Consider the following 20584-nt stretch of genomic DNA (forward strand, 5'->3'; position numbering starts at 1 on the left):
ACCGACTCCGGCCGGATGCGAACCGTCACGCCGGCTGCGGAACCCGCCCCCGGCCCCGCCGCGCCCGACCGGACGGCGGAGCCTCCGGCCGGCCCTCCTCGGGCACCGGGCCCAACTCGTCGTCGGGGTCGCCCTCCAGGTCGGAGTCGTCCGCGCTCACCGCGAGGGTCAGCTCGTCGTCGAGGGCCGCGTGCCCATCGCCGCCGCCGGGAAAGCCGTCGTCGAGAGAGTCACCGCCCTCGAGGGAGACGTCGTCGAGCGGGCCGTGGCCCAGCGGACTGGTACGCAGCGAGCCGTACTCAGGCAACTCGAAGTCGTCGTCGAGCGGGCGGTCGTCGCGCAGCACCGGTGCCTGCTCGTCGGGCACCGGTTCGGTGGGCTCGCCGTGCACGCGGCTCTCGATGGCCGCGTCCTCGACGGTGCTGGTGGTCATGGTCGGCCGGTTGCGCAGGAAGCGGGCCCGCCCCCGGGACAGGTCGTGGCCGACGGCGACCGCCTCCAGCTCGTAGAGGGTGCGGTGGTTGCCCGCGTCGTCGGTCCAGTCGCGGGTGTAGAGCCGGCCGCAGACCACCACCGGGTCGCCGACCATCACCGAGGCGGCCACGCCCTCGGCGAGCTTGCGCCAGCAGTTGACGCGGACGCGCAGGGAGTTGCCGTCGACCCACCGACCGCTGTCGCGGTCGAGCCGGCGGGCGGTGGAGGCGACCTTGAAGTTGGCCACCAGGGTGTTGCTCTGGGTCGTACGCCGCCACTCGGGCGCGGTCAGAATGTTGCCGACAATCGTGACGTACGTGTCGAACATCGTCCCTCCAGGGGATCCGGGGTCTGCCAGCGAGTCGACTCGGCACCGAGCCTGTGCGCTCTCGTCGGCTGCCGCCAGCGCCACCACCCCGGCCTGTGGATGACGAGGCCACCTGTGGACAACGCCCTGATCACACCCCCGATGTGGTACGGCCGACCCACCTGTCCGGGCGCCGACGGTTCCGGAGCCGCCCGAACTGGGTATGGATTTGATCAACGCACCACCGACAAGCTCCACGTCGACGAGAGGTCAGCGCCATGACGATCACTACTTTCGGCTCCGCAACCGTTTCCGAGGTGCGGCGATGAGCGCCGTGGCGAACCCGGCGACCGTGGGCGAGTGCCTGCGGGTGGGTGCGGGGTTCTCCCAGGGCGACCGCAACTGGATCGCCGAGCAGTTCGCCACCCTCGACGCCCGGCTGGCCGGCTTCCACGCCGACGCCACCGAGCTTGAGGTGTCGGTGAAGGACCGGGAGGCCCGGGGCCAGAAGGTCACCCTGGAGTGCTGGATCGCCGGCCGGCAGAAGATCGTCACCACCTCCGCCGAGGAGGACCTGCACGCCGCCCTCAACGACGTCCGCGATGACCTGCGCCGGCGGCTCAACGACGCCAAGACCCGGCAGGAGCCCCGGCACAACAAGCACCTGCGGGACATCCCGCAGCCGCAGGGCGAGGTCGACCCGACCGACGAGTCGGACGCGCTGCCCGCCGCCGACCCGAGCCGCGCCGACGCCGAGACGGCCTGACGCGTACCCCTGTCATGCCCCGGCCGGGAGGCACGGCCGGTCGGGGCAGGCAGCGTGGGGCTACCGCCGGGTAGCTTGCCGGCGTACCGTCGCGTTCGTGGAACCGGACGTGTTGGGGCCGCCGTACGAGCGGCAGACGATCGACCTGGGCACCGACGACGAAGGCCCCGTTGTCGCGACCCTGGTCCGGCGGCGGGCCGAGCGCCCCACCGGGCGGGCGGTGCTCTACGTGCACGGCTTCGTCGACTACTTCTTCCAGACCCACCTGGCCGACTTCTTCGCCGAGCGCGGCTGGGACTTCTACGCCCTCGACCTGCGCAAGTACGGCCGCAGCCTGCTCGCGCACCAGACGCCGAACTTCTGCCGCGACATCAGCGACTACTTCCCCGAGCTGGACGCCGCCGCCGAGATCATTCGCTCCGACGACGGGCACGACACCCTGCTGGCGATGGGCCACTCCACCGGCGGCCTGATCATCTCGCTCTGGGCGGATGCCCGCCGCGACACCGGCACCGTCGACGGCCTGGTCCTCAACAGCCCCTTCTTCGACCTCAACGCCCCCTGGGCGGTCCGTCGACCCCTCGCGGCCGCCGTCTCCCGGCTGGGCCGCAGGGCGCCGCACCGCATCCTGCCGTTCGGCCTGGGCACGGTGTACGGCGAGAGCCTGCACGCCGACCACCGCGGCGAGTGGACCTACGACCTGGCGTGGAAGCCGCTGGCCGGGTTCCCGGTGCGCGCCGGCTGGCTGAACGCGATCCGCGCCGGTCAACGCCGGCTGCGCGCCGGCCTGGACATCCCGGTGCCGGTGCTGCTGGCCTGCTCGACCCGCTCCTTCCGGGGCACCAAGTGGCACGACAACGCGACCCTGGCCGACGCCGTGCTGGACGTCGAACACATGGTGCGGTACGCGCCCCGCCTCGGCCGGCACGTCACCCTGGCCCGCTTCGACGGCGGGTTGCACGACCTCACGCTCTCCGGCCCCGCCGTACGCGCAAAGGTTTTCGACGAGGTCGGCCGCTGGGCCGAGGCGTTCCTGGCCGCCGGCCCCACCGCCCCGGCCGAATCCGTCCCCGCCACCGACGCGCCCGGGTTGCCGCAGAGCCGGCCTCCGACGACCGATCGCGCCGAGGCGACAGCGCTCGGCGACTGACCCGTCCCAGCGAGGCGAGCCGGGTTCAGGCGTCGCCGTGCGCGGCCGACAAGACGGCCTGGATCCGGTCGAAGGTCGCCACCGGGTGACCGTCGACGCCGGGCAGCACCAGGCCCAGGCAGTACAGCGAGACCTCGCCGGTGGCGTCGGCCTGCACGACGAAGACGGGCGCCCCGACGTACCCCGATGGCAGTTCCGTGGTGATCCGCACGTCGTCCCCGTCGCGGACCACGCGCTCGATCCCGACCTCTAGCGGGCGCGAGGCGTCTTCGCGTACCCCATGGGCCAGCACGAAAGCGGAACTGGCGTCGGCGCCGAGGCGGGCGACGGCCTCGGGCCCGGCGGCGATCCCCGCCGGCACCGGCTGCACGCGCCATCGCCAGCCGCCGTCGCCGGCGTACCGGTGCAGGCCGGCGGTCGGCAGCACCGCGACCCCGTCGCCCGGGAAGCGCGCCCAGCCGGGCGCGATTTCGCCCTCCGCGATGACGTCCGGGGCGACGCCGGCCGGCTCGGTGACGCTCGCCCGCAGGCCCAGCTCACCGCCCGCAGGGCCGACCAGGTCGGCCGCCGTCAGCAGCGCCTCCCCCACCGGGTCGTCGCCGCCCTGGAAGAAGAAGGCGGTGCCGTAGGCGTCGGACGTGCGGTAGGGCAGGATGGCGCGGCCGACGACCTGGCACAGCTCGTAGGCGACGCCGCTCTCGGCGTCGGGGTCCAGCAACACCAGCCGAGGGTACGGGCCGACGGCCGGCCTCCTCGTGGGAACCCGGATGCCGGGCGGGTGCACTCCGTGAGACCCTGCTCGGCAACGTGGACGCGGGCACCCTTTTCGTCGTCGGGCAGCCGGACGGCGGTACCCTCTGGGCGCGACTCCACACCGCGCGCCCGTAGCTCAGCGGATAGAGCAGGGGACTTCTAATCCCAAGGCCGCAGGTTCGAATCCTGCCGGGCGCACCAACCTCACCGCAGGTCGTAGGTGTTCCTCGCCAACCCGATCTGGCTGTGCCCGAGCACCTTCATCACGCCCGGGCATGGCATGGCATGGCCCGGAGACGAGCAGGAACGTCGCGCAGGCGTGCCGCAGACCTCGCAGCCGCACCAGTCCAGGCCGGCAGCCGCCGCCAACCCATCCGCGGCTTGCTGCCGACGATGCGCGCGGAAAAGGGCGAGGGTCTGATCAGTGTGGTGATGAACCCCTCGGCGGCCGCGCAGCTCGCCTGTCGGCTGGCCGATAATGTTGAGCATAAGCACGGCCAGGAGGAGGGAGCCATGTTGCGCGAGCAGGCCGACCGCCTCACGCTGATCGATCACTGGCGCCACTTCGTACTGGACCGACCGGTCCTCGTGCATCCCGGCGAGACGATCTGGCACGAAGACGACCACCTCCTGGTCCAGCGGCTCGATGGGCGAGTAAACGCTTACCCCGGCGGTATCAATCGCTGCAGGTGCCGGGACAGGAAGCGCTAGCTGAGCAACCGTTGACAACAATCGTCGGACCGCTGGGTACAGACGGAGACGTACAGGGGCCCGCCTACTGGCGGCCTCAGGCCGGATATTCACGACCTCGCCTGTCGAGCATGTGTGATTCTGCTCCGGTGGAAGTCTGGGATCACGACGGCAAGCTGTACGAGGTCAACTCGTACTACAGCCTGCCCGACGACGCGTGGCAGTACGAGCTGGTCGGGCTGACCGGAGCACCCGGAACCGGGCCGTACATCACCGTCACGATTCCCGATGCAACGCCGGACGATGGGCCGTTCACACCGCGCCCGGCGAGCGAAGTGATGTTCAACGCTGGTACTGGCGACGTCCCCTGGCCCATCCTGCGTCGTTTCGTTGACCTGGTTGAAGCGTCCGGCGACATCGTGCTCGGCTCGGCTGACAACTCATCGCCAAGCACAGAGCCTGTGCATCAAAACCCGCCCTCCCTCGACCAGGCGTGAAGCGTGGCCTGTTCGCCCGTGCGCTGACGGCTGCGCGGAAGACCTCGGGCAAGTGCGAGCTTGCCCGAGCAAGAAGTCGGACAAGTCGACGAGTGTCGGACGGGTCCCGAGCAGCGCTACGAACCGCAGGCCGGCCCCACGACGTCAGGTGCGGTTAGCCTTGCTCGGCTACGAAGGTGCCTCGCGCGTGCACGGTGACGACCAGGCCACGCTCGCGCAGCTCGCGCATCGCCATGCGGACGGTTCCTCGGGCCACGCCGTACGTCTGTTGCAAGTGGAGTTCGCTCGGCAACGGCTGTCCAGGGCGGAGCTTGCCCTCTTCGATCTGCTGGGCGAGCAGGTCAGCCAACTGCCGGTAGAGCGGCATGTTGTTGAGCGGGCTCGTCATGGGCGGCAGCCTAGACACGCACATGATCTGTACGTGTTCAGGGATGTTCAGGCTCTAGACGTCTAGTAACTAGACGTCTAGAGCCTGTACGTTTGTGAGGGCCCAACAGAGGCGGCCCTCGACCAGCGCAGCCACGCCGATCGAGGGCCTTGATCGCCTAGCAAGGAGGCGACCCGTGAGCACCCTACCGATCCTGCCCGCCTGCCCAGAACCCGCGACGATCCGCATCGAGCTGTACAGCGCGGACTCTTTGGACGCTTGCGCGTACACCTGTGTTGACCACACCATCCGCGCGACGGCCGCCGTCGCCCGCGCCGGTTTGGAGGCCCACCTGATCGGCATGGCACCGGACGTCGTACGGTCCTGCGGCCATACGTTCGTCTTCCCGACCGGCACCCTTGCCGATGCCCCGGCCGGTCTGACGCATCCGCGCTGGTGCGACCGGGACGATTGTGAGAGTCGGGGTCAGCACCACTCCCGCATCCTCGGCGTGGAGACCGACCGGCCGGAGGCGATCACCGTGCAAGCGGTCCTGGTACAGGCCCTGCACCAGGCCGCTGAGCCGATGGTGCGCCTGGAGGACCGCATGGCAACCCGGCTGCTTCTCTCGGTCCGGCAGACGCGGGTGTTGCGGTACCGCCTGGCCAATCTGCTCGACCTGACCAGGGCAGGGCGGCGCACCCACCACACCACAGGTCGACAGTGGTGGGGTTGAGCAATCGCCGCCTACGGATGCAACGCCGACAGGAGCAGATCCGCCACCGCTGCGGGGTGCGTGACCATCGCCAGGTGATGGGCGTCCAGGCTCCGGACCCGGTACCCATGTTCCTCCGCCTGCTCTGCCGTGGACTGGTACGCGGCGCTCAGCTGGAGGTAGATGTGTCGGGCGGAGCCCCATGCCTCGCCCGGCGTGGGCAGCACCTCGGAGACGACCTGCCACGGCAGTTCAGGTATGCCGTCCAGCACCCGTCGCCGCTGTTCGGGGTCGGGCAGGACATCGGCCAGGGAGGCCGTGGGCAACCAGGTGCCCCACGGTGGCAGCCGACCCGACACCGCCATCTCTCGCAGCCAGGTGGCCCGTTCTGCCGGCAGTGATCCGATCCAGCTCGTGCCCGGGTGTGGCAGGCGGGCATCCATGAAGACGACGTCGAGCTGGTCACTGCCAACCGCGTCGGCGATGCCCGGCAGGTACGCGCCCGCGCGGCTGTGGCCGACGACGACGGTGTGCGCACCAGGAGTGACGGTGGCAGCCGCCGTGCAGACCGCCGCGTGAAAGGACGTCGACTCGACGAGGGGGCGAAGGTCCAGCACTTCCACACGCCACCCCGCCGCTTCGAGATGCGGACGCAGGGCATCCCATGTCGCTGCGGTGAGAAGCGGGCTGTGGACGAGAAGCATCGTTGGTTCGGCGAGCACAATCGCATCCTGAGGGCTGTGCAGCCATCCGTACAGCAGTGCCTGCCTCCGAGCGCCCACTCGACAATGGCGGACACGCTGAGCGGGATGATCAGGTGGGTGCAGACCGTCGCCGACCACGGCGGTGACCCGGACGGGCTCGCGGGCAGCGGCTGCGCTGATAGCGTCGCCGCGTGTCGATGTTCCGGACTCCTCAGGTGATCCTCTTCAGCGAGGACGTCCGCCGAGCCGCCGAGTTCTACGCCGGCCTGGGCTTCACCGAGACCTTCCGGGTGCCGACCGAGGGCGAGCCGATCCACATCGATCTCGCGCTCGACGGCTACAAGATCGGCATCGCCTCGGTGGCCTCCACGCGCGACGACCACGGCCTCGACCCCGTGCCGCAGGGGCAGCGGGCCGCGGTGGTCCTCTGGACCGACGACACCGCTGGCGCGTACGCCGCCCTCACCGCGAACGGCGCACCCTCCCTGGCTGCGCCGCACCGGTGGCTCGACCGCCTGCTGATCGCCTGGACGGCCGACCCCGACGGCAACCCGATCCAGATCGTCCAGCAACTCTGAGAGCAGGTTGCGCCAGCGGTGGACGATGGCCCGGTGGCAAAGCGACGGCGTCAGGCGCCGGCACCCGCTCCGATCGGCCTGCGTCCGCGCATGCAGATGCTGCTGCTGGCGCTGGCCATGCTGCTGCCCGGGTTGGGCCTGGCCGGCGGCTCGGTGGCGTACCGCTGGCACGTGTCGTCGGAGGCCGACCGTCTGCGGGCCGACGGCGTGCCGGTCACGGCCTAGACGAATAAGTCCTCACTCAAGACGGGGCTGGGGCTGCGGCGAAGGGCGCTGGTCATCCGCTTGGCTGCCCGCCGTATCGATGTGCTGTTGAGCGGTATACCTCAGAGGTATGGATATGACTCTGAGGTATACCGCTTACGACCGCATCCGCCCCCACGGAGCTGACCGAGGGTCACGGCCGGCCGCCGGCTGCGCCCACCGCCCCAGCAAAGGTTAGGAATTACTCGTCTAGGTGTCCGACCGGGCCGGGGGGGCACGGCCGGGGCAGCGGGATCGACCGGATCGAACCCGCGCCGGAAGCGGATGCCGACCCGTCGCACCGGTGCCATATGCTGCGCGCGTCCACACGGGGGCCACGGGGAGAAACACATGCGACGGTACGGCAGGGCAGCGCTCGCGGCTGCGTTCCTCACGGTGGCGCTGGCGGGCTGCGGCACGCCGGCCGGCACGGACGGTGACCTGTCCGACGACTGGCGACCGATGGCGGCGGCGCAGCAGTTCACCCCGAAGGCTGGCGAGTGCCACGTCATCCCCGAGGCGAGCTCGTACCTGAGCAGCTACTCCCCCGTCGACTGCGCGAAGACCCACCTGGTCGAGACGTTCCACGTCGGCATCTTCACCGGCGCCCTGGCCGCGCGCAGCACCCCACCCACCGTGGAGTCGGCGGCCATGCGTGGCGTCTTCGCCGACTGCGACACCCGGGCCAAGGAGTTCGTCGGCGGGGACTGGCGCACCGCGCGGCTCTCCGTCCAGGTCGCGCCGACCTCGCCGGACGGGTGGGCGGGTGGCAGCCGCTCCTACCGGTGCGACATCTTCGAGCTGGACGAGGTGGACGGCGCCAACGGCGACTCCGACCGGGCCATCCACCGGTCCGGGACGCTGCGCAACGCGGTCGGCAGCCGTTCGCCGCTGACGTACGGCTGCATGAACGAGGACGAGTGGGGCCGACTGCGGCCGGCCGCCTGCACGGCCGGGCACCAGTACGAGTTCGTCGGCGTCTGGACCGCCCCGGATCGCTCCTACGCCGACGCCGTGCGCGACGAGGACGCGGTCCACCCCGCCTGCCGTACGCTTGTCGCCCGCTACGCCAAGGTGCCCGTCGACGCCAGCCTGCGCTACCGCACCGGCACCGCGTACCGCTTCCCCTCGCAGGAGCTGTGGGCGCGCGGCGACCGGGGTGTGCGCTGCTACTTCTGGTCCGGCGGCACCAACGTCAAGCGCTCGATCGCCGGCGGTGGCACGAAGGCGCTGCCGATCGGCTGAGCCGGCACACGCTCAGCTCGGCCCCAGCAGCCCTGCCAACGCGGCGTCGCCCTGCCCGAGTTGAGTCCCGCCGGGCGGTGCCACGACCAGGAAGCGCCGGCAGGCGTCGAGTTCGACGTACCACTCGGGCCCACCGCCGTCCAGGGACCGGAGCACCGCGAAGCGGGACGCCGGGGTGGCACAGTCGGCCGCCGGCCGGGTGGTGGCCAGCGCCGGGAGCACCTTCGCCTGCCGCTCGGGTGGCAGCGGCCCGCCGTACACGAAGTCACCTGCCGGTTTGCCGCCGCCCCGCTCGGACGGCGGCACCTCGTAGACGCAGAGGCGCAGCGGCCCGGCCTTCGGAGTCGCGCCGGGCACGACACGCCCGGGACGTCCGAGGGTGGTCTCCACCCACACCATGTCGGACCACCGCTGCTCACAGCCGGCGGTCTCGGCCGCCGACGATTCGACAAGCCCGACCGTACGGCTGTCGACAGTGGTCGGGCGCAGCCCGTCCAACGCCGCGCGCACCTCCGGGCGCGGCTTGCCGCAGACGTCCGTCGGCAGGTACGGCCGCAGCCACCGACCCTTGTCGTCGAGCAGCGCCAGCCAGGGCGGGACGAGCATGTCGGCCGTGCAGGCGATGTCCCCCCGACCCCGTTCCTCGTCGGCCAGTCCCAGCGCGGCGACCAGCGGGCCGATGTCGCCAGCGCGGCGCTCGGTGGCCACCTCCTCCCGGCCACCAGCGGCCCCCGGCACGACGTCGCGGCCGCACAGCACTGCGGCGACCGGGGTGAACGCCGGGTCGATCCGTCCGACGCGCGGCTCGACCCCGGCCGGCGTCGGCGCCGCGGGCCCGTCCGACCCTGGCGGTACGGGCAGCACGACGCCTGCCTGCGGCGCGACCTGGGCGCAGGAGGTCCACTTCTCGACGATCTCGGCCGGGCCGGGATCGTTCGGCGTGTTGACCGTGCCCGCGCAGCCTGCCATTACCAGCCCGCACAACCCCAGGCCGAGCAGCGCCGCCACCAGTGTCGTTCCGCCCGAGCGCATCCCGCTCACCACCTCTCTACCGCCGGATGAGACGGGCGGCCGTCCGGCGGGGTTCCCGCGTGACGTCGCCGACCATGGCCGACGCCGCCCGCCGGGGTCGGCGCATCCGTCGGCATGATGGCCTGATGGCACATCTGGGACTGGTCGCGGTACTGGTACGCGAGTACGACGAGGCGATCGACTTCTACGTGGGCGGCCTCGGCTTCGAGCTGGTGGAGGACACGGCCCGCCCGGACGGCTCGCGCTGGGTGGTGGTGCGCCCGGTGGGGGCCCGGGAGACGGCGCTGCTGCTGGCCCGACCGAGCAGCGCCGAGCAGCAGGCGCGGGTGGGCGACCAGACCGGCGGCCGGGTCGGGCTGTTCCTGCACACCGAGGACTTCGCCCGGGACCACGCCCGGATGGTCGCGGCCGGGGTGCGGTTCCTGGAGGAGCCACGGCACGAGGCGTACGGCTCGGTGGCGGTCTTCGTCGATCTGTACGGCAATCGGTGGGACCTGATCCAGCCCCGCAGCGCAGAGTGACGAGAAGGCGACACCATGCGCACGGTGGGTGAACGCTCACCGTCCGCCATGCTATTCTCCGATGTCGATCTATGCCGCGCGGACCCGGACCGGGTCGTTGTCGGAAGGACAGCTCCCGATGCCGGCGACTGCCGCCCCGACCGTGCCACCGCCCGTCCTGGACAGCCCGGCCGGCGGGGCGTTGAGCCTCATCTTCACCACATTTCCGGCGCTGCTGCGGCTGACGTGCGGGTTGGTCGGCGCCGCGGTGGCGCTGTCGGTGCGTACCCCGCCGGTCGATGAGGCCCTGCTGCTGCCCGGCGTGGCCGCGCTCACCGGCTGGTCGCTCTGGTACGCCGGCCGCGCGGTGCGCCACGGGATCACCCCGGCACTGGTCGCCGGTGACGTCGGGCTCACCGCGCTGGCCTGTCTGCTCGTCCCTCGCCTGGTGGCGCCCGAGGTGCTGCCCGGCGAGGGCAGTTGGATCGCGGTGCTCGCCAGCACCACGGTGATCAACGCGCAGGCCACCGCACCGGCCCGCTGGTCCGTCCCGGCCGGGCTGCTGGTCACCGCCACCTACGTGGTGGGCACGCAGGCGGCCGGCAACCCCGCCGAGTCCCGGGCGCACGCCGCCACCCTGCTGGTGCAGACGGCCTGCACGGCGATGATGGCGGCCGTGATGCGCCGCCGGATCGGGCGGGCCGACCGGGCGTTCGCCGAGCACCAGCGGTTGACCCGGGAGGCGTTGGTCGCCCGGGCCGCCCGGGAGGCGGAGCGCCAACAGAATCGGGACCTGCACGACACCGTGCTCGGCACGCTGACCATGGTGGGGCTCGGCGCGGTGGCCGGCCCGTCGGCCGCGTTCCGCGACCGGTGCGCCGCCGACCTGCGTACTCTCGTCGCGTTGACCGACCTCGGCCCGGTGCCCGGCGACGGCCCGGTTCCCCTCGACGGTCGGTTGCGGACGGTGCCCGACCGGCTGCCCGAACTGCCGGTGGGCCTGGAGCTGGCCTCCTGCGCGGTGCCCGCCGGGGTGGCCGACGCGATCACCGAGAGCGCCCACGCGGCACTGTCCAACGTGGTCCGGCACGCGCCGGGCGCGCGGGCCACGCTGCGGCTGACCCGCGACGCGGTCTCCGTCGTGGTCGAGGTGGTCGACGACGGCCCCGGCTTCGATCCGGACACCGTCCCCGCGCACCGGTACGGGCTGCGCGAGTCGATCCACGGTCGGATGGCGGCGGTCGGTGGGCGAGCCGAGGTGCGCTCCGCGCCCGGTGCGGGCACCCGGATCCGACTGGAGTGGCCCGGTGTCGGCTGACCTCGGCGCCTCGGCGGAGCGCACCCGCACCCGCGAGGCGCCCATCCCGGGGCCGCCGCCCGGCCCGGCCGACGGGCCCACGCCGCCCGAGCCCGCGGTGCTCGCCGCGCCGGCCGCGGTGGCGCACGCCTCCGACCGGGGTGCCCGGATCGTCGCCGTCGCCATCGCGCTGGCCTGGCATGTCGCGATCGGACTGCCGGCGGTGCTGGCGACGCGGACCCAGTTCACCGCGCCGACGGTGGTGCTCGGCGGTTGGATCCTGGTCGCCGTGACCGGGGCGGTGGCCGGCGTCCGGCTGCTGCGGGGCGCGCCGCTGCCGCCCTGGCCGCTCGCCGGGCTGCTGCTCGCCGTCGACGCGGCCGTCTTCGCCGCGGTCGGCGAACGGCAACTGTTCGCCGCCGCGAACTGGGTGTGGGGCACGCTCGGCTGGTTCTTCGTGCTGGCGCTGTGGGGTCGGCGGGTCAGCGGTCTGGTCGCGCTGCTGACCACGCACGCGTTGATCGCGCTCGCCGCCGTCCTCGCGCACGGCCCCGGCCCGGCCGACCTGGCCCGCTACACCATGTACGTCTACGGCACCTTCTCGCTGCCGGTGGCGGTCTTCGTCGGCAGCGCGGTGATCGTCGGCCTGGCCCGGGACCGGGCCGCCGCGGCTGCCACGCTGCACACGCTCTCCGCCGAGCGGGCGGCCGCCGAGCGGGGCCGGCAGGAACGCCGTGACCGGCTCGCCCTGGTCGGCGCGGCGGCCGGACGGGTGCTCGGCGAACTGGCCGCCGGCGAGATCGCCCCGGACGACCCGGAGGCGCAGCGCCGCTGCGTGCTGGCCGCGGCCCGGCTGCGCCGCCTGATCGCCGAGTCCGACGACGTGCCCGACCCGTTGCTGCACGAGCTGCGGGCCGCCGCCGACCTGGCCGAACGCAACGGGCTGCCGATCGACCTGATCGCCATCGGCACCCCACCGCCGCTGCCGGTTCAGATCCGCCGCCGGCTGGCCGACCCGCTCACCGGCCTGCTCGCCGACGCCCGGGGGTGGGCGCGTCTGACAGTGGTGTCCGGCCCCGGCGAGGTGGTGGTCAGTCTGGTCACACCGGACCGGGAGGGGCCGGACGCGACCGGCCCTCCGCCCGGGGAGCACGAGGACGGGCCGGTGCAGCACCTCTACGAACGGGACGGGGACATCAGATGGGCGCAGACCCGGTGGTTGGGGTGACCGGTGACCGGCTGGTCGGGGTGTCGATCGTCGACGACCACCCGGTGGTCGTCGAGGGAGTGCGCGCCTGGCTCGCCAGCGAGCCGCGACTGACCGTGCTGGCCACCGGGGACGACCCGGACGAGGTGCTGCGCGCCGCGCCGGACGCCGACGTCGTCCTGCTCGACCTGCGGCTGCACGGCCGGATGGCACTGGACAAGCTGGCCGAGTTGAGTGCCACGGGGCGACGGGTGGTGGTCTACTCGGAGCACACCGACCCGGAGACGATGCTCGCCGCGCTGGACGCCGGAGCGGTGGCATTCCTGGCCAAGCACGAGGGCCGGGAGCACTGCGTGGCGACCGTGTTGGCCGCGGCGAGCGACCGCCCGTACGTGCCGCCGGCGCTCGCCGGCGCGATGGTCGGCGACCCGAGGCCGGACCGGCCGATGCTGTCCGACAAGGAGCGAGAGGCGCTGCTGCTCTGGTTCCAGTCGATGTCGAAGGCGTCGGTGGCCCGTCGCATGCAGATCAGCGAACACACCGTGAAGCAGTATGTGGACCGCGCGCGGATCAAGTACACCCGGGCGGGGCGGCCGGCAGCCACAAAGGCCGCTCTGCTCGCCCGTGCGATCGAGGACGGGCTCGTCCGCCCGGAGGAGATCGGCATCTACCGGTCACAGGCGACGCACGACCGGCCGACCCCCTAACGGGCGTCATGACAGCGGCCGGCGCATCGGCGAGGCTCAACCCACAGCCAGCTGACCGGGAGGTCGTGACGATGCACGCCGACGCGTCCCCCTTTTTCATCGGCCCACACCGGTTCGACGCGCCGGACGACGACGTGGGCCCGACCCTCGACCGGCGTTACGACATGCGCCCGCTGCCCGGCGAGAAGGTGCTCGGCAGACACCGGCTGCTCGTCGCTGGCTACCTGCTCGGGCCGACCGAGACACGACGCGGCTGGCAGCTTCCCGGGCCGGTCTCGGTGACCGTCACCGACCAGCGGATCTGCTGGGTGGGCACCGGCTCGCAGCTGTCCCTGGTCGACGACGACACCCCGCGGTCCCGGCCGGCGGGGCGGCTGACCGGTCTGATGACCGGCCAGATCCGCTGGCAGTGGCCGTCCCGGCTGGAGCTTCCTCGCACCGATCCGGCGCAGCTCATGATCGTCTGCGACGCGTTGCGCACCATCCAGCAGCCGGCGCTGGCCCTCGGCGGGTCACCGGGTGAGATCATCGCGCTGGCCCGGCAGGTGCGCCGGGCGGCGGCCATGTTCCGGCTCACCCGCCCGCAACTCGTGGACCTCTCCGCACAGGAGCGCGACGTTCTGCTGCTGCGGGCCGGCCCCGCGCTGGCCGCCGGGGAAACCCGGATCACCCTGCCCGGCTCGCTGCCGGTGGAGTTCCGCTCCCGCGACGACTACTACCGCTCGGGACCGGAGCCGACCTCCTGGGACGGTTTCGCAGGCGGCGCGGCGTCCGGGCGTTGGTGAAGCCGGTCCGCGCGGCCGGTCTTGATCATTCTCAGACGCTCGGGGTGCGCTCCTCGCCGACGGCGTCCAGCGCGGCGGCCTCCTCCGGGGTCGGCGCGGTGCCACCGAGGTGCGCCGGGAGCCACCAGGTGTCCTCCGGGCCGGCCGGCGCGTCCGGGTACTCGCGCTGGGCCCGCTCGACGAGCGCGCTCAGCCGGGTGGTCAGCTCGGCGGCCAGCACGTTCGGGTCCGGGAAGTCCGCCGGGTGGATCGGCTCGCCGATCAGGATGGTGATGGGTGTGTGCCGGCGGGTGAGGGTGCGCGGGCGGCCCTTCGTCCAGAGCCGCTGGGTGCCCCACAGCGCGACCGGCAGCACCGGCACCTTCGCCGAACGGGCCATCCGCACGGTGCCGCTCTTGAGTTCCTTGACCGTGAACGACCGGCTGATCGTGGCCTCCGGGAAGACGCCCACCACCTCGCCGCGCTTGAGCGCGTCGACCGCCGAGCGGAACGAGGCGGCGCCGGCCTGCCGGTCCACCGGGATGTGGCGCATGCCGCGCATCAGCGGGCCGGAGATCCGGTGCGTGAAGACCGACTGCTTGGCCATGAACCGCACCAGCCGACCCGACGCGTTCGCACCCAGCCCGGCGAAGATGAAGTCGAGGTAGCTGACGTGGTTGCTGGCCAACACCGCCCCGCCGGTGCGGGGTACGTGGTGAGCGCCCTCGATGGTGATCTTCAGGTCGAGGACCCGGAACATTGTCTTGGCGGCGGCGATAACGGGCGGGTAAACGAGCTCCGGCATCCGCAGAATCTACCCTGCCCGGCTGGGGATCGCCTGGGCGGCGGCCCGGCGGCGACGCGGGTGGCGCGCCGCCGCCGGTCCGCCGGTCCGCCGGTCCTGGCTCAGTCGGCGAGGCTGTTCAGATCGAGCCGGCCGCGGGCGAAGGCGTCCACCCGACCCCAACGACCCGGGATGTCCAGCACCTCGATCCGGCCCATCCCGACCGGCAACCGTGGTTCCACCGCCAGGTGCCCCTCGTGCGGTTCGAGGCCGAGCATGGTGCGCAGCAACAGCAGCGGCGTACCCGTCGACCAGGCCTGCGGGCTGCACGCCGTCGGATACTCCACCGGGAACTTCGTCAGCTCCCGCGGGTAGCCGCCGAACGCCTCCGGTAGCCGCCCGTCGAAGTAGGTGGCCGCGTCCAGGATGCCGTTGGCGATGGTGGCGGCCTCCTCGGCGAAGCCGTACCGGCGCAGGCCCCAGGCGATGAAGGAGTTGTCGAACGGCCAGATCGTGCCGTTGTGGTAGCCGATCGGGTTGTACCGCGTCTCCCCCTCGGCGAGGGTCCGCACCCCCCAGCCGGAGAACAGTCGCGGCCCGACCAGGTGCGCCGCCACCTTCTCCGCGCGCTCGGGGAGGACGATCCCGCTCCAGAGCAGATGGCCGATGTTGGAGCTGAGGACGTCGCACTGGCGGCCGTCCGGGTCCAGGGCCAGCGCGTAGTACTCGCCGTCGGCCACCCACCAGTCCCGGTTGAACCGCTCCTTCAGCTCCGCCGCCTCCCGCTCCAACTGGTTGGCGAACTCCGGGTCACCCCAGAACTCGCGGGCCATCCGCGCCGCGCGGACCTTCGCGTCGTACGCGTACCCCTGCACCTCGCAGGTCGCCCGCGGGAACGGCGGCAGGGTGCCGTCGGAGTAGGAGATCGAGTCCCAGGAGTCCTTCCAGCACTGGTTCTCCAGGCCGGTTTCGGTGTTGCGCCGCTCGTACCAGATGTAGCCGTTGCCGACCAGGTCGGCGTAGCTGTCGATCCACCGCAGCGCCGCCCGGGACTCCTGCTCCAACTCCTTGACCAGCGCGACGTCCCCGCTCCACCGCTCGTACTCGTCGAGCAGCACGAGGAACAGCGGCGTGGCGTCCACCGAGCCGTAGTACGGCGAGTGCGGCTGCTCCTCGAAGGCCGCGGTCTCGCCGTAGCGCATCTCGTGCAGGATCCGCCCCGGGTCCTCGTCCCGGAAGTCGTCGAACCGGCTGCCCTGCAGCGACGCCAGGATGCGCAGCGTCGTCTTCGACAACTGCGGGGTGAACGGCAGGGTCTGCAGGCAGGTGAGGATGCTGTCCCGGCCGAACATGGTCATGAACCAGGGCAGGCCGGCGGCCGGCAGGGTGGCGCCGCCCAGCGACAGCGGCGAGAAGCGCAGCGCCGCCAGGTCGATCAGGCTGCGCCGGTACGTGCTGGCCACCCGGCCGTGCTGACTGTTGACCTTCGGTGCTTCCGCGATCCACTGCTCCAGGTCATGTTGCAGGGCCAGCCGCTCGCCGCCGTGCACTCGTAGCCCGAGACGCAGGTCCCGGCCGCCGGGGCCGACGGCGTGCGTCTGCACGTCGATCGCCGCTTCCCACTGCTCGTTGGGCTCCAGGTGGACGGTGTACGCGAAGCCCCGGGTGTCGTACCGCGCCGATATCGACGAGGAAATGATCGTCTCGCGCCGGAAGTTGCCCCGGCGGTAGCCCAGGCGCAGCTTGTCCGACTCCACCTCGGTGTAGATCTCGCCCTTCTTGTTCAGGATCTCGTCCTTGACCTGGAACAGGTCGGCGAAGTCGGACGCCGCGTCCATCCGGACTTCGAGGTCGACCGGCTTCTCGTCGTGGTTGAGGATGGTGAGCTGCTCCCGGAAGCTGCCGCCGACCGCACGCTCCCGGATGATCGACAACTTCGCGTCCACGTAGTGCGTGGCCATCCCCGGCACCAGGAAGAACCGCGACTCGAAGTACTGCAGGTCGTCGTACGACAGCGAGTTGAGGCGTTCGCCGTTCACGCTCAGCACCCACGTGGACAGGAACCGGGTGTCGATGGAGAAGAGCCCGGTCGGCTCACTCGGCGTCGCCTCGATGTCACCGGTGTCCTCACAGACGACGAACGTGTTGCCGTCCAGGATCCGGATCGTGTTGCTCTGGCCCATCAGCGCGCCTCCCCCGCAAAGCGGCGACGCGGCCCACGGGCGTCCGGCGACCCGGGGAAGATTCGCTCCACCTGCACCACCAGCCGGGCGTCCCCCGACACCGTCATGTCCCCGCGCAACAGGGCGGCCAGACCGTGCTCACGGCCGGCCGCGATCTCGTCGAACAGCATCGGGCTCGCGCCGATCACCGTGTCGGCCTCCCGGTCCTCCTGGCTCACGTTCAGTCGCCCGTGGTCGATCGCGAGCAGCCAGTGCCGGGTCTGCGCCCCCTCGTGCAGATCGATCCGCAGTGTCCCGGAGGTCTTCGCCAGCAGAGGCTCGTACCCCCGCCGGTCCAGGTCCTCAAAGAACCTCGTGGTCGCGTCCACCATCGGGTCCACTCCCCCCAGTTGGCCGGGCCCGGGATCCCACCCGGCGCGCTCGCGTCGCGCGCACGGCCGGCGTTGCACGTCCCCGCACGGGTCCCCCCACCGCGCAAGCCCAACCTCGCCCGAATCGGGTGACCCCACCCCACCCCACCCCCCTCGGTGATCAAGAGGTGTGCGTCACCACGTCCGGCGTGTCGTGACGCGAACCTCTTGATCACCGAGGGGGGTGGGGCACGGCGGCGCCGGCCCTCCCCCGGCAGGGGAGGGCCGGCGCGTTGGCGGCGGGTCGTCAGTTGTTCGGATCGTCGGCGCTGATGTCGGCCAGCACCGACTGCGGTTCGCGCTCGACCGCGAGGTCACCCATCGAGACGAGACCCACCAGGCGCCCGTCGTCCATCACCGGCAGCCGGCGTACGGCATAGGTGCGCATCAGGTCCGCGGCGGCCACCGCGTCGTCGTACTGGCTCACGGTGATCACATTGCGGGTGGTGATCTGGTTCAGCCGGGTCGAGCCCGGGTCCATGTTCTCCGCGACACCACGGACCGTGATGTCCCGGTCCGTGACGATACCGACGACACCGTTGCCATCGGTCACCACCACGTCACCAATCGCGCTGTCGCGCATCTCCTGCGCGGCGGCGATGAGCGTCTCGTTGCCGTCCATCGTCACCAACCGGGTCGTCATGAACTCTCCGACCGTTGTCATGGTGCTCCCCTCTCGGTGTCGGCACGGCCCGTCTACCCGCCGCACGGGAGGGGGTAACGCCGACGGCCGGGCCGCTGTCCGGGGGCAGGCAGCTGTCGCGACCGCGGCCCGCGGCCGTTCCGCGACACCGCCTGATCGACAAGGTCGTGACGCCGGGCGAGATAGTGGTACAGACCCCACCAACTGGCCGAGGGCAGCACCGCCTAGCGTGGGTGGGGTGCTGACGGGCGAGCAGGAGCTGAGAGACCTCGTCGCCGGCAACGCCTGGCTGACCCGGGCGCTGACCGTGGTCCGCGACTCCGGCCTGCCGGACGCCTGGATCGGCGCGGGCGCCCTCCGCGACCTCGTTTGGAGCGAGCGGTACGGCGACGGGTTCGACCCGGCGACGGTCCGCGACGTGGACGTGGTCTTCTTCGACCCGACGAGACTGTCCCGCGACGACGACCGCCGGGCCACCGCCCGACTCGCTGCGGCCTGGGCGGCGCCGCCGTGGGAGGCACGCAACCAGGCGGCGGTGCACACCTGGTACGCGTCGAAGTTCGGCGGCGATCCGATCGACCCGTACCGCAGCGTCGCCGAGGCGGTGGCCACCTGGCCGGAGTACGCGACCGCCGTGGCGGTGCGGCTGCGCCCGACCGGTGGGCTGGAGGTCTGCGCCCCGTACGGCCTGGCGGATCTGCTGGGCGGGGTGTGGCGGCACAACCCGGCCCGGGTGGGCGTCACGATGTCCCGGCAGCGACTGGCTCGCCACCGGCCCGCGCAACGCTGGCCCGGCGTGACCGTGATCGAGCCCGGCTGAGCCGGGAGTCGTCGCCCAGGGGTCAGTCGTCGGTCGCGGTCCGGGGCCCCGCAGGCACGGGCGTGGTTCGCGACCCTCTCAGGCGCGGGGCGGCATTCCGTAGATCCGCTCCACGTGCAGGCGCAGCACCAGCCGCCGGTCGGCGACCATGGTGTTGCGATAGTCGGCCCAGTCCGGGTGCTCGCCGCGAAGCGCCCGGTAGAGCCCCACCAGCTCCTCGACCGTGGCGTCGTCGACGTCGGCCGCCGGAGTGGTCAGCTCGGCCCGCCCCTCGACCACCGCGTACGCCCAGCCGTCCTCGCTGCCGACGTGGAAGCTGGCCCGCGGGTCCCGACGAAGGTTGGCGGTCTTAGCTCGGCCGTCGGTGACGGACACCCGGATCAGGCCGGCCGCGCGGTCGAACGAGTAGACCACTGTGGACAGCTGGGGTCGCCCGTCGCGTTTGAGGGTGGCCAGCACGCCCATCGAGCGGCCGGCGATCAGGTCGGTCAACGCCTGCTGGGTGGGGTCCTCCGGCACGGTTTCCTCCAGGTGGCGCGGTCGGCTACGTCCATCCAAACATGACCGGCGTGCTCCCGCCCCCGATGCACCGCTGCCCGCCACGGACTGCGGGCTCCCACCGAGACCGGCCGGGAGCCCGCAGTGATCGCAACGGTCAGCGTCGCTCGGCGGCCACCAGCTCGGCGAGCTGTACGGCGTTGAGGGCGGCGCCCTTGCGCAGGTTGTCGTTGGAGCAGAACAGCGCCAGCCCGTACTCGACGGTCTCGTCGGCGCGGATGCGGCCCACGTAGGTCGGGTCCTGCCCGGCGGCCTGCAGCGGCGTCGGCACGGCGGTCAGCGCGACCCCGGGCGCGTCGGCGAGCAGTTCGTGGGCCCGCTGCGGGGTGATCGGGCGGGCGAAGCGGGCGTTGATCTGGAGCGAGTGGCCGGTGAAGACCGGAACCCGGACACAGGTGCCGGAGACCTTGAGGTCGGGGATTTCCAGGATCTTGCGGGTCTCGTTGCGGAGCTTCTGCTCCTCGTCGGTCTCGAACGAGCCGTCGTCGACGATCGAGCCGGCCAGCGGCAGCACGTTGAAGGCGATCGGCTCGGCGAACGAGCGCGGCGCGGGGAACTCCACGGCCGACCCGTCGAAGGCGAGCCCGGCGGCGTGCTCGGCGACCTTGCGGACCTGCTCGTCCAGCTCGGCGACGCCAGCCAAGCCGGCGCCGGAGACCGCCTGGTACGTCGAGACGACCAGGCCGACCAGACCAGCCTCGGCGTGCAGCGGGCGCAGCACCGGCATCGCGGCCATCGTGGTGCAGTTGGGGTTGGCGATGATGCCCTTCGGGCGGTCGGCGGCGGCGTGCGGGTTGACCTCGGCGACCACCAGCGGCACCAGCGGGTCCATCCGGAACGCCGACGAGTTGTCGATCACCACGGCGCCGGCCTCGGCCACCCGGGGAGCCAACTCTCGGGCGGTGCCCTTACCGGCGGAGAAGAGCACGATGTCCAGCCCGGAGTAGTCCGCGGTCGCGGCGTCCTCGACGGTCACCTCGCCGTCGCGCCACGGCAGCGTCCGCCCGGCGGACCGCGCCGAGGCGAACAACCGCACCTGCTCCGCCGGGAACTCCCGCTCCGCCAGCACCTGCCGCATCACGCCACCGACCTGGCCGGTGGCCCCCACAATGCCGATCCTCATGCCCGGAGGCTACCCACCCCACCCCCGAAACCGGGACCCCTTTCCCACCCCCCGGGTCCCGCCTCAC

The 20584-nt window shown here is 72.1% G+C and carries 25 protein-coding genes and 1 tRNA gene; 14 read left to right on the plus strand and 12 right to left on the minus strand.

Annotated elements, in window-relative coordinates; translation table 11 throughout:
• Positions 1 to 25: 25 nt before the first annotated feature.
• Complete coding sequence (locus ABZT87_RS22205) at positions 26 to 802, minus strand: single-stranded DNA-binding protein (protein WP_355137849.1); 777 nt, start codon at positions 800 to 802, stop codon at positions 26 to 28.
• A gap of 304 nt (positions 803 to 1106) precedes the next feature.
• Between ABZT87_RS22205 and ABZT87_RS22210 the strand changes: the two genes are divergently transcribed.
• Both ABZT87_RS22210 and ABZT87_RS22215 read left to right on the plus strand, forming a co-directional pair.
• Complete coding sequence (locus ABZT87_RS22210) at positions 1107 to 1547, plus strand: HPF/RaiA family ribosome-associated protein (RefSeq protein WP_354858779.1); 441 nt, start codon at positions 1107 to 1109, stop codon at positions 1545 to 1547.
• A 97-nt stretch (positions 1548 to 1644) separates the two neighbouring features.
• Complete coding sequence (locus ABZT87_RS22215; RefSeq protein WP_355137851.1) at positions 1645 to 2697, plus strand: alpha/beta hydrolase; 1053 nt, start codon at positions 1645 to 1647, stop codon at positions 2695 to 2697.
• Between the two features lie 25 nt (positions 2698 to 2722).
• Here the strand turns inward: ABZT87_RS22215 and ABZT87_RS22220 are convergent, their stop codons facing one another.
• Positions 2723 to 3418 (minus strand): hypothetical protein, encoded by a 696-nt coding sequence (locus ABZT87_RS22220; RefSeq protein ID WP_355137853.1) that lies wholly within the window; start codon positions 3416 to 3418, stop codon positions 2723 to 2725.
• Positions 3419 to 3575: 157 nt separating this feature from the next.
• Here ABZT87_RS22220 and ABZT87_RS22225 point away from each other — a divergent pair.
• Positions 3576 to 3651, plus strand: a tRNA-Arg gene (locus ABZT87_RS22225).
• Between the two features lie 3 nt (positions 3652 to 3654).
• Here the strand turns inward: ABZT87_RS22225 and ABZT87_RS22230 are convergent.
• Positions 3655 to 4077, minus strand: a complete 423-nt coding sequence (locus tag ABZT87_RS22230) for a hypothetical protein (RefSeq protein ID WP_355137855.1) — start codon at positions 4075 to 4077, stop codon at positions 3655 to 3657.
• A 212-nt stretch (positions 4078 to 4289) separates the two neighbouring features.
• Between ABZT87_RS22230 and ABZT87_RS22235 the strand changes: the two genes are divergently transcribed.
• Positions 4290 to 4637, plus strand: a complete 348-nt coding sequence (locus tag ABZT87_RS22235) for a hypothetical protein (RefSeq protein ID WP_355137857.1) — start codon at positions 4290 to 4292, stop codon at positions 4635 to 4637.
• A gap of 154 nt (positions 4638 to 4791) precedes the next feature.
• Here the strand turns inward: ABZT87_RS22235 and ABZT87_RS22240 are convergent, their stop codons facing one another.
• Positions 4792 to 5025 carry a GntR family transcriptional regulator gene (locus ABZT87_RS22240; RefSeq protein ID WP_355137858.1) on the minus strand — a complete coding sequence of 78 codons (234 nt, stop codon included), beginning with the start codon at positions 5023 to 5025 and terminating at the stop codon, positions 4792 to 4794.
• 175 nt (positions 5026 to 5200) lie between these two features.
• Here ABZT87_RS22240 and ABZT87_RS22245 point away from each other — a divergent pair, with 175 nt between their 5' ends.
• Positions 5201 to 5740: a hypothetical protein gene (locus ABZT87_RS22245; RefSeq protein WP_355137860.1), complete on the plus strand. Its 540-nt coding sequence runs from the start codon at positions 5201 to 5203 to the stop codon at positions 5738 to 5740.
• A gap of 11 nt (positions 5741 to 5751) precedes the next feature.
• On the opposite strand, the gene ABZT87_RS22250 is transcribed toward ABZT87_RS22245, so the two are convergent.
• Entirely contained in the window at positions 5752 to 6342 is a 591-nt protein-coding gene (locus tag ABZT87_RS22250) for a hypothetical protein (protein ID WP_355137862.1), read from the minus strand.
• Between the two features lie 278 nt (positions 6343 to 6620).
• Between ABZT87_RS22250 and ABZT87_RS22255 the strand changes: the two genes are divergently transcribed.
• The 3 genes from ABZT87_RS22255 to ABZT87_RS22265 all read left to right on the plus strand — a co-directional run bounded on the left by ABZT87_RS22255 (position 6621) and on the right by ABZT87_RS22265 (position 8489).
• On the plus strand, positions 6621 to 7001 hold the full coding sequence (locus ABZT87_RS22255) for a VOC family protein (RefSeq protein WP_355066220.1): 381 nt from the start codon (positions 6621 to 6623) through the stop codon (positions 6999 to 7001).
• Positions 7002 to 7034: 33 nt separating this feature from the next.
• The gene (locus ABZT87_RS22260) at positions 7035 to 7226 is read left to right on the plus strand and encodes a hypothetical protein (protein WP_355137864.1); all 192 of its coding nucleotides are present in this window, start codon (positions 7035 to 7037) and stop codon (positions 7224 to 7226) included.
• 369 nt (positions 7227 to 7595) lie between these two features.
• Entirely contained in the window at positions 7596 to 8489 is an 894-nt protein-coding gene (locus ABZT87_RS22265) for a septum formation family protein (protein ID WP_355137866.1), read from the plus strand.
• Between the two features lie 12 nt (positions 8490 to 8501).
• On the opposite strand, the gene ABZT87_RS22270 is transcribed toward ABZT87_RS22265, so the two are convergent.
• Complete coding sequence (locus tag ABZT87_RS22270; protein WP_355137868.1) at positions 8502 to 9521, minus strand: hypothetical protein; 1020 nt, start codon at positions 9519 to 9521, stop codon at positions 8502 to 8504.
• A 125-nt stretch (positions 9522 to 9646) separates the two neighbouring features.
• Here ABZT87_RS22270 and ABZT87_RS22275 point away from each other — a divergent pair, with 125 nt between their 5' ends.
• The 5 genes from ABZT87_RS22275 to ABZT87_RS22295 all read left to right on the plus strand — a co-directional run bounded on the left by ABZT87_RS22275 (position 9647) and on the right by ABZT87_RS22295 (position 14017).
• Positions 9647 to 10042 (plus strand): VOC family protein, encoded by a 396-nt coding sequence (locus ABZT87_RS22275; protein ID WP_355066121.1) that lies wholly within the window; start codon positions 9647 to 9649, stop codon positions 10040 to 10042.
• A gap of 118 nt (positions 10043 to 10160) precedes the next feature.
• Complete coding sequence (locus ABZT87_RS22280; protein WP_355137870.1) at positions 10161 to 11339, plus strand: ATP-binding protein; 1179 nt, start codon at positions 10161 to 10163, stop codon at positions 11337 to 11339.
• A 97-nt stretch (positions 11340 to 11436) separates the two neighbouring features.
• Positions 11437 to 12546, plus strand: a complete 1110-nt coding sequence (locus ABZT87_RS22285) for a hypothetical protein (RefSeq protein WP_354858816.1) — start codon at positions 11437 to 11439, stop codon at positions 12544 to 12546.
• A complete protein-coding gene (locus tag ABZT87_RS22290; RefSeq protein ID WP_354858750.1) occupies positions 12519 to 13232 on the plus strand; it encodes a response regulator transcription factor in 714 nt (237 codons plus the stop codon). Before ABZT87_RS22285 ends, ABZT87_RS22290 begins: the two co-directional genes overlap by 28 nt.
• 71 nt (positions 13233 to 13303) lie before the next feature.
• Positions 13304 to 14017, plus strand: coding sequence for a hypothetical protein (locus ABZT87_RS22295; protein ID WP_355066117.1), 714 nt, complete (start codon positions 13304 to 13306; stop codon positions 14015 to 14017).
• A 31-nt stretch (positions 14018 to 14048) separates the two neighbouring features.
• On the opposite strand, the gene ABZT87_RS22300 is transcribed toward ABZT87_RS22295, so the two are convergent.
• The 4 genes from ABZT87_RS22300 to ABZT87_RS22315 form a co-directional block, all read right to left on the minus strand.
• Complete coding sequence (locus ABZT87_RS22300; protein ID WP_354858746.1) at positions 14049 to 14801, minus strand: lysophospholipid acyltransferase family protein; 753 nt, start codon at positions 14799 to 14801, stop codon at positions 14049 to 14051.
• 101 nt (positions 14802 to 14902) lie between these two features.
• Entirely contained in the window at positions 14903 to 16963 is a 2061-nt protein-coding gene (locus ABZT87_RS22305; RefSeq protein ID WP_355137872.1) for a glycogen debranching N-terminal domain-containing protein, read from the minus strand.
• Positions 16963 to 17334, minus strand: a complete 372-nt coding sequence (locus ABZT87_RS22310; protein ID WP_355066115.1) for an SCP2 sterol-binding domain-containing protein — start codon at positions 17332 to 17334, stop codon at positions 16963 to 16965. Before ABZT87_RS22310 ends, ABZT87_RS22305 begins: the two co-directional genes overlap by 1 nt.
• Positions 17335 to 17620: 286 nt before the next feature.
• Positions 17621 to 18037, minus strand: coding sequence for a CBS domain-containing protein (locus ABZT87_RS22315; protein ID WP_354860896.1), 417 nt, complete (start codon positions 18035 to 18037; stop codon positions 17621 to 17623).
• Positions 18038 to 18254: 217 nt separating this feature from the next.
• Between ABZT87_RS22315 and ABZT87_RS22320 the strand changes: the two genes are divergently transcribed.
• Positions 18255 to 18836, plus strand: coding sequence for a nucleotidyltransferase family protein (locus ABZT87_RS22320; protein WP_355137874.1), 582 nt, complete (start codon positions 18255 to 18257; stop codon positions 18834 to 18836).
• 78 nt (positions 18837 to 18914) lie between these two features.
• Here ABZT87_RS22320 and ABZT87_RS22325 read toward each other — a convergent pair whose 3' ends face one another.
• Complete coding sequence (locus ABZT87_RS22325) at positions 18915 to 19355, minus strand: PPOX class F420-dependent oxidoreductase (RefSeq protein WP_355066110.1); 441 nt, start codon at positions 19353 to 19355, stop codon at positions 18915 to 18917.
• A gap of 136 nt (positions 19356 to 19491) precedes the next feature.
• Entirely contained in the window at positions 19492 to 20517 is a 1026-nt protein-coding gene (locus ABZT87_RS22330; protein ID WP_355137876.1) for an aspartate-semialdehyde dehydrogenase, read from the minus strand.
• Between the last annotated feature and the right edge of the window lie 67 nt (positions 20518 to 20584).

Source organism: Micromonospora sp. NPDC005237 (genome assembly GCF_040607775.1).
In the GTDB taxonomy this organism is placed as follows: domain Bacteria; phylum Actinomycetota; class Actinomycetes; order Mycobacteriales; family Micromonosporaceae; genus Micromonospora.

Excerpts from the sequence above, each read along its gene's own strand:
- ABZT87_RS22205 (WP_355137849.1), bottom strand. The coding sequence starts at position 802 with ATGTTCGACACGTACGTCACGATTGTCGGCAACATTCTGACCGCGCCC.
- ABZT87_RS22210 (WP_354858779.1), top strand. The coding sequence starts at position 1,107 with ATGAGCGCCGTGGCGAACCCGGCGACCGTGGGCGAGTGCCTGCGGGTG.
- ABZT87_RS22315 (WP_354860896.1), bottom strand. The coding sequence starts at position 18,037 with ATGACAACGGTCGGAGAGTTCATGACGACCCGGTTGGTGACGATGGAC.
- ABZT87_RS22280 (WP_355137870.1), top strand. The coding sequence starts at position 10,161 with ATGCCGGCGACTGCCGCCCCGACCGTGCCACCGCCCGTCCTGGACAGC.
- ABZT87_RS22310 (WP_355066115.1), bottom strand. The coding sequence starts at position 17,334 with ATGGTGGACGCGACCACGAGGTTCTTTGAGGACCTGGACCGGCGGGGG.
- ABZT87_RS22240 (WP_355137858.1), bottom strand. The coding sequence starts at position 5,025 with ATGACGAGCCCGCTCAACAACATGCCGCTCTACCGGCAGTTGGCTGAC.
- ABZT87_RS22290 (WP_354858750.1), top strand. The coding sequence starts at position 12,519 with ATGGGCGCAGACCCGGTGGTTGGGGTGACCGGTGACCGGCTGGTCGGG.
- ABZT87_RS22295 (WP_355066117.1), top strand. The coding sequence starts at position 13,304 with ATGCACGCCGACGCGTCCCCCTTTTTCATCGGCCCACACCGGTTCGAC.
- ABZT87_RS22255 (WP_355066220.1), top strand. The coding sequence starts at position 6,621 with ATGTTCCGGACTCCTCAGGTGATCCTCTTCAGCGAGGACGTCCGCCGA.
- ABZT87_RS22265 (WP_355137866.1), top strand. The coding sequence starts at position 7,596 with ATGCGACGGTACGGCAGGGCAGCGCTCGCGGCTGCGTTCCTCACGGTG.
- ABZT87_RS22270 (WP_355137868.1), bottom strand. The coding sequence starts at position 9,521 with ATGCGCTCGGGCGGAACGACACTGGTGGCGGCGCTGCTCGGCCTGGGG.
- ABZT87_RS22330 (WP_355137876.1), bottom strand. The coding sequence starts at position 20,517 with ATGAGGATCGGCATTGTGGGGGCCACCGGCCAGGTCGGTGGCGTGATG.
- ABZT87_RS22275 (WP_355066121.1), top strand. The coding sequence starts at position 9,647 with ATGGCACATCTGGGACTGGTCGCGGTACTGGTACGCGAGTACGACGAG.
- ABZT87_RS22300 (WP_354858746.1), bottom strand. The coding sequence starts at position 14,801 with ATGCCGGAGCTCGTTTACCCGCCCGTTATCGCCGCCGCCAAGACAATG.
- ABZT87_RS22305 (WP_355137872.1), bottom strand. The coding sequence starts at position 16,963 with ATGGGCCAGAGCAACACGATCCGGATCCTGGACGGCAACACGTTCGTC.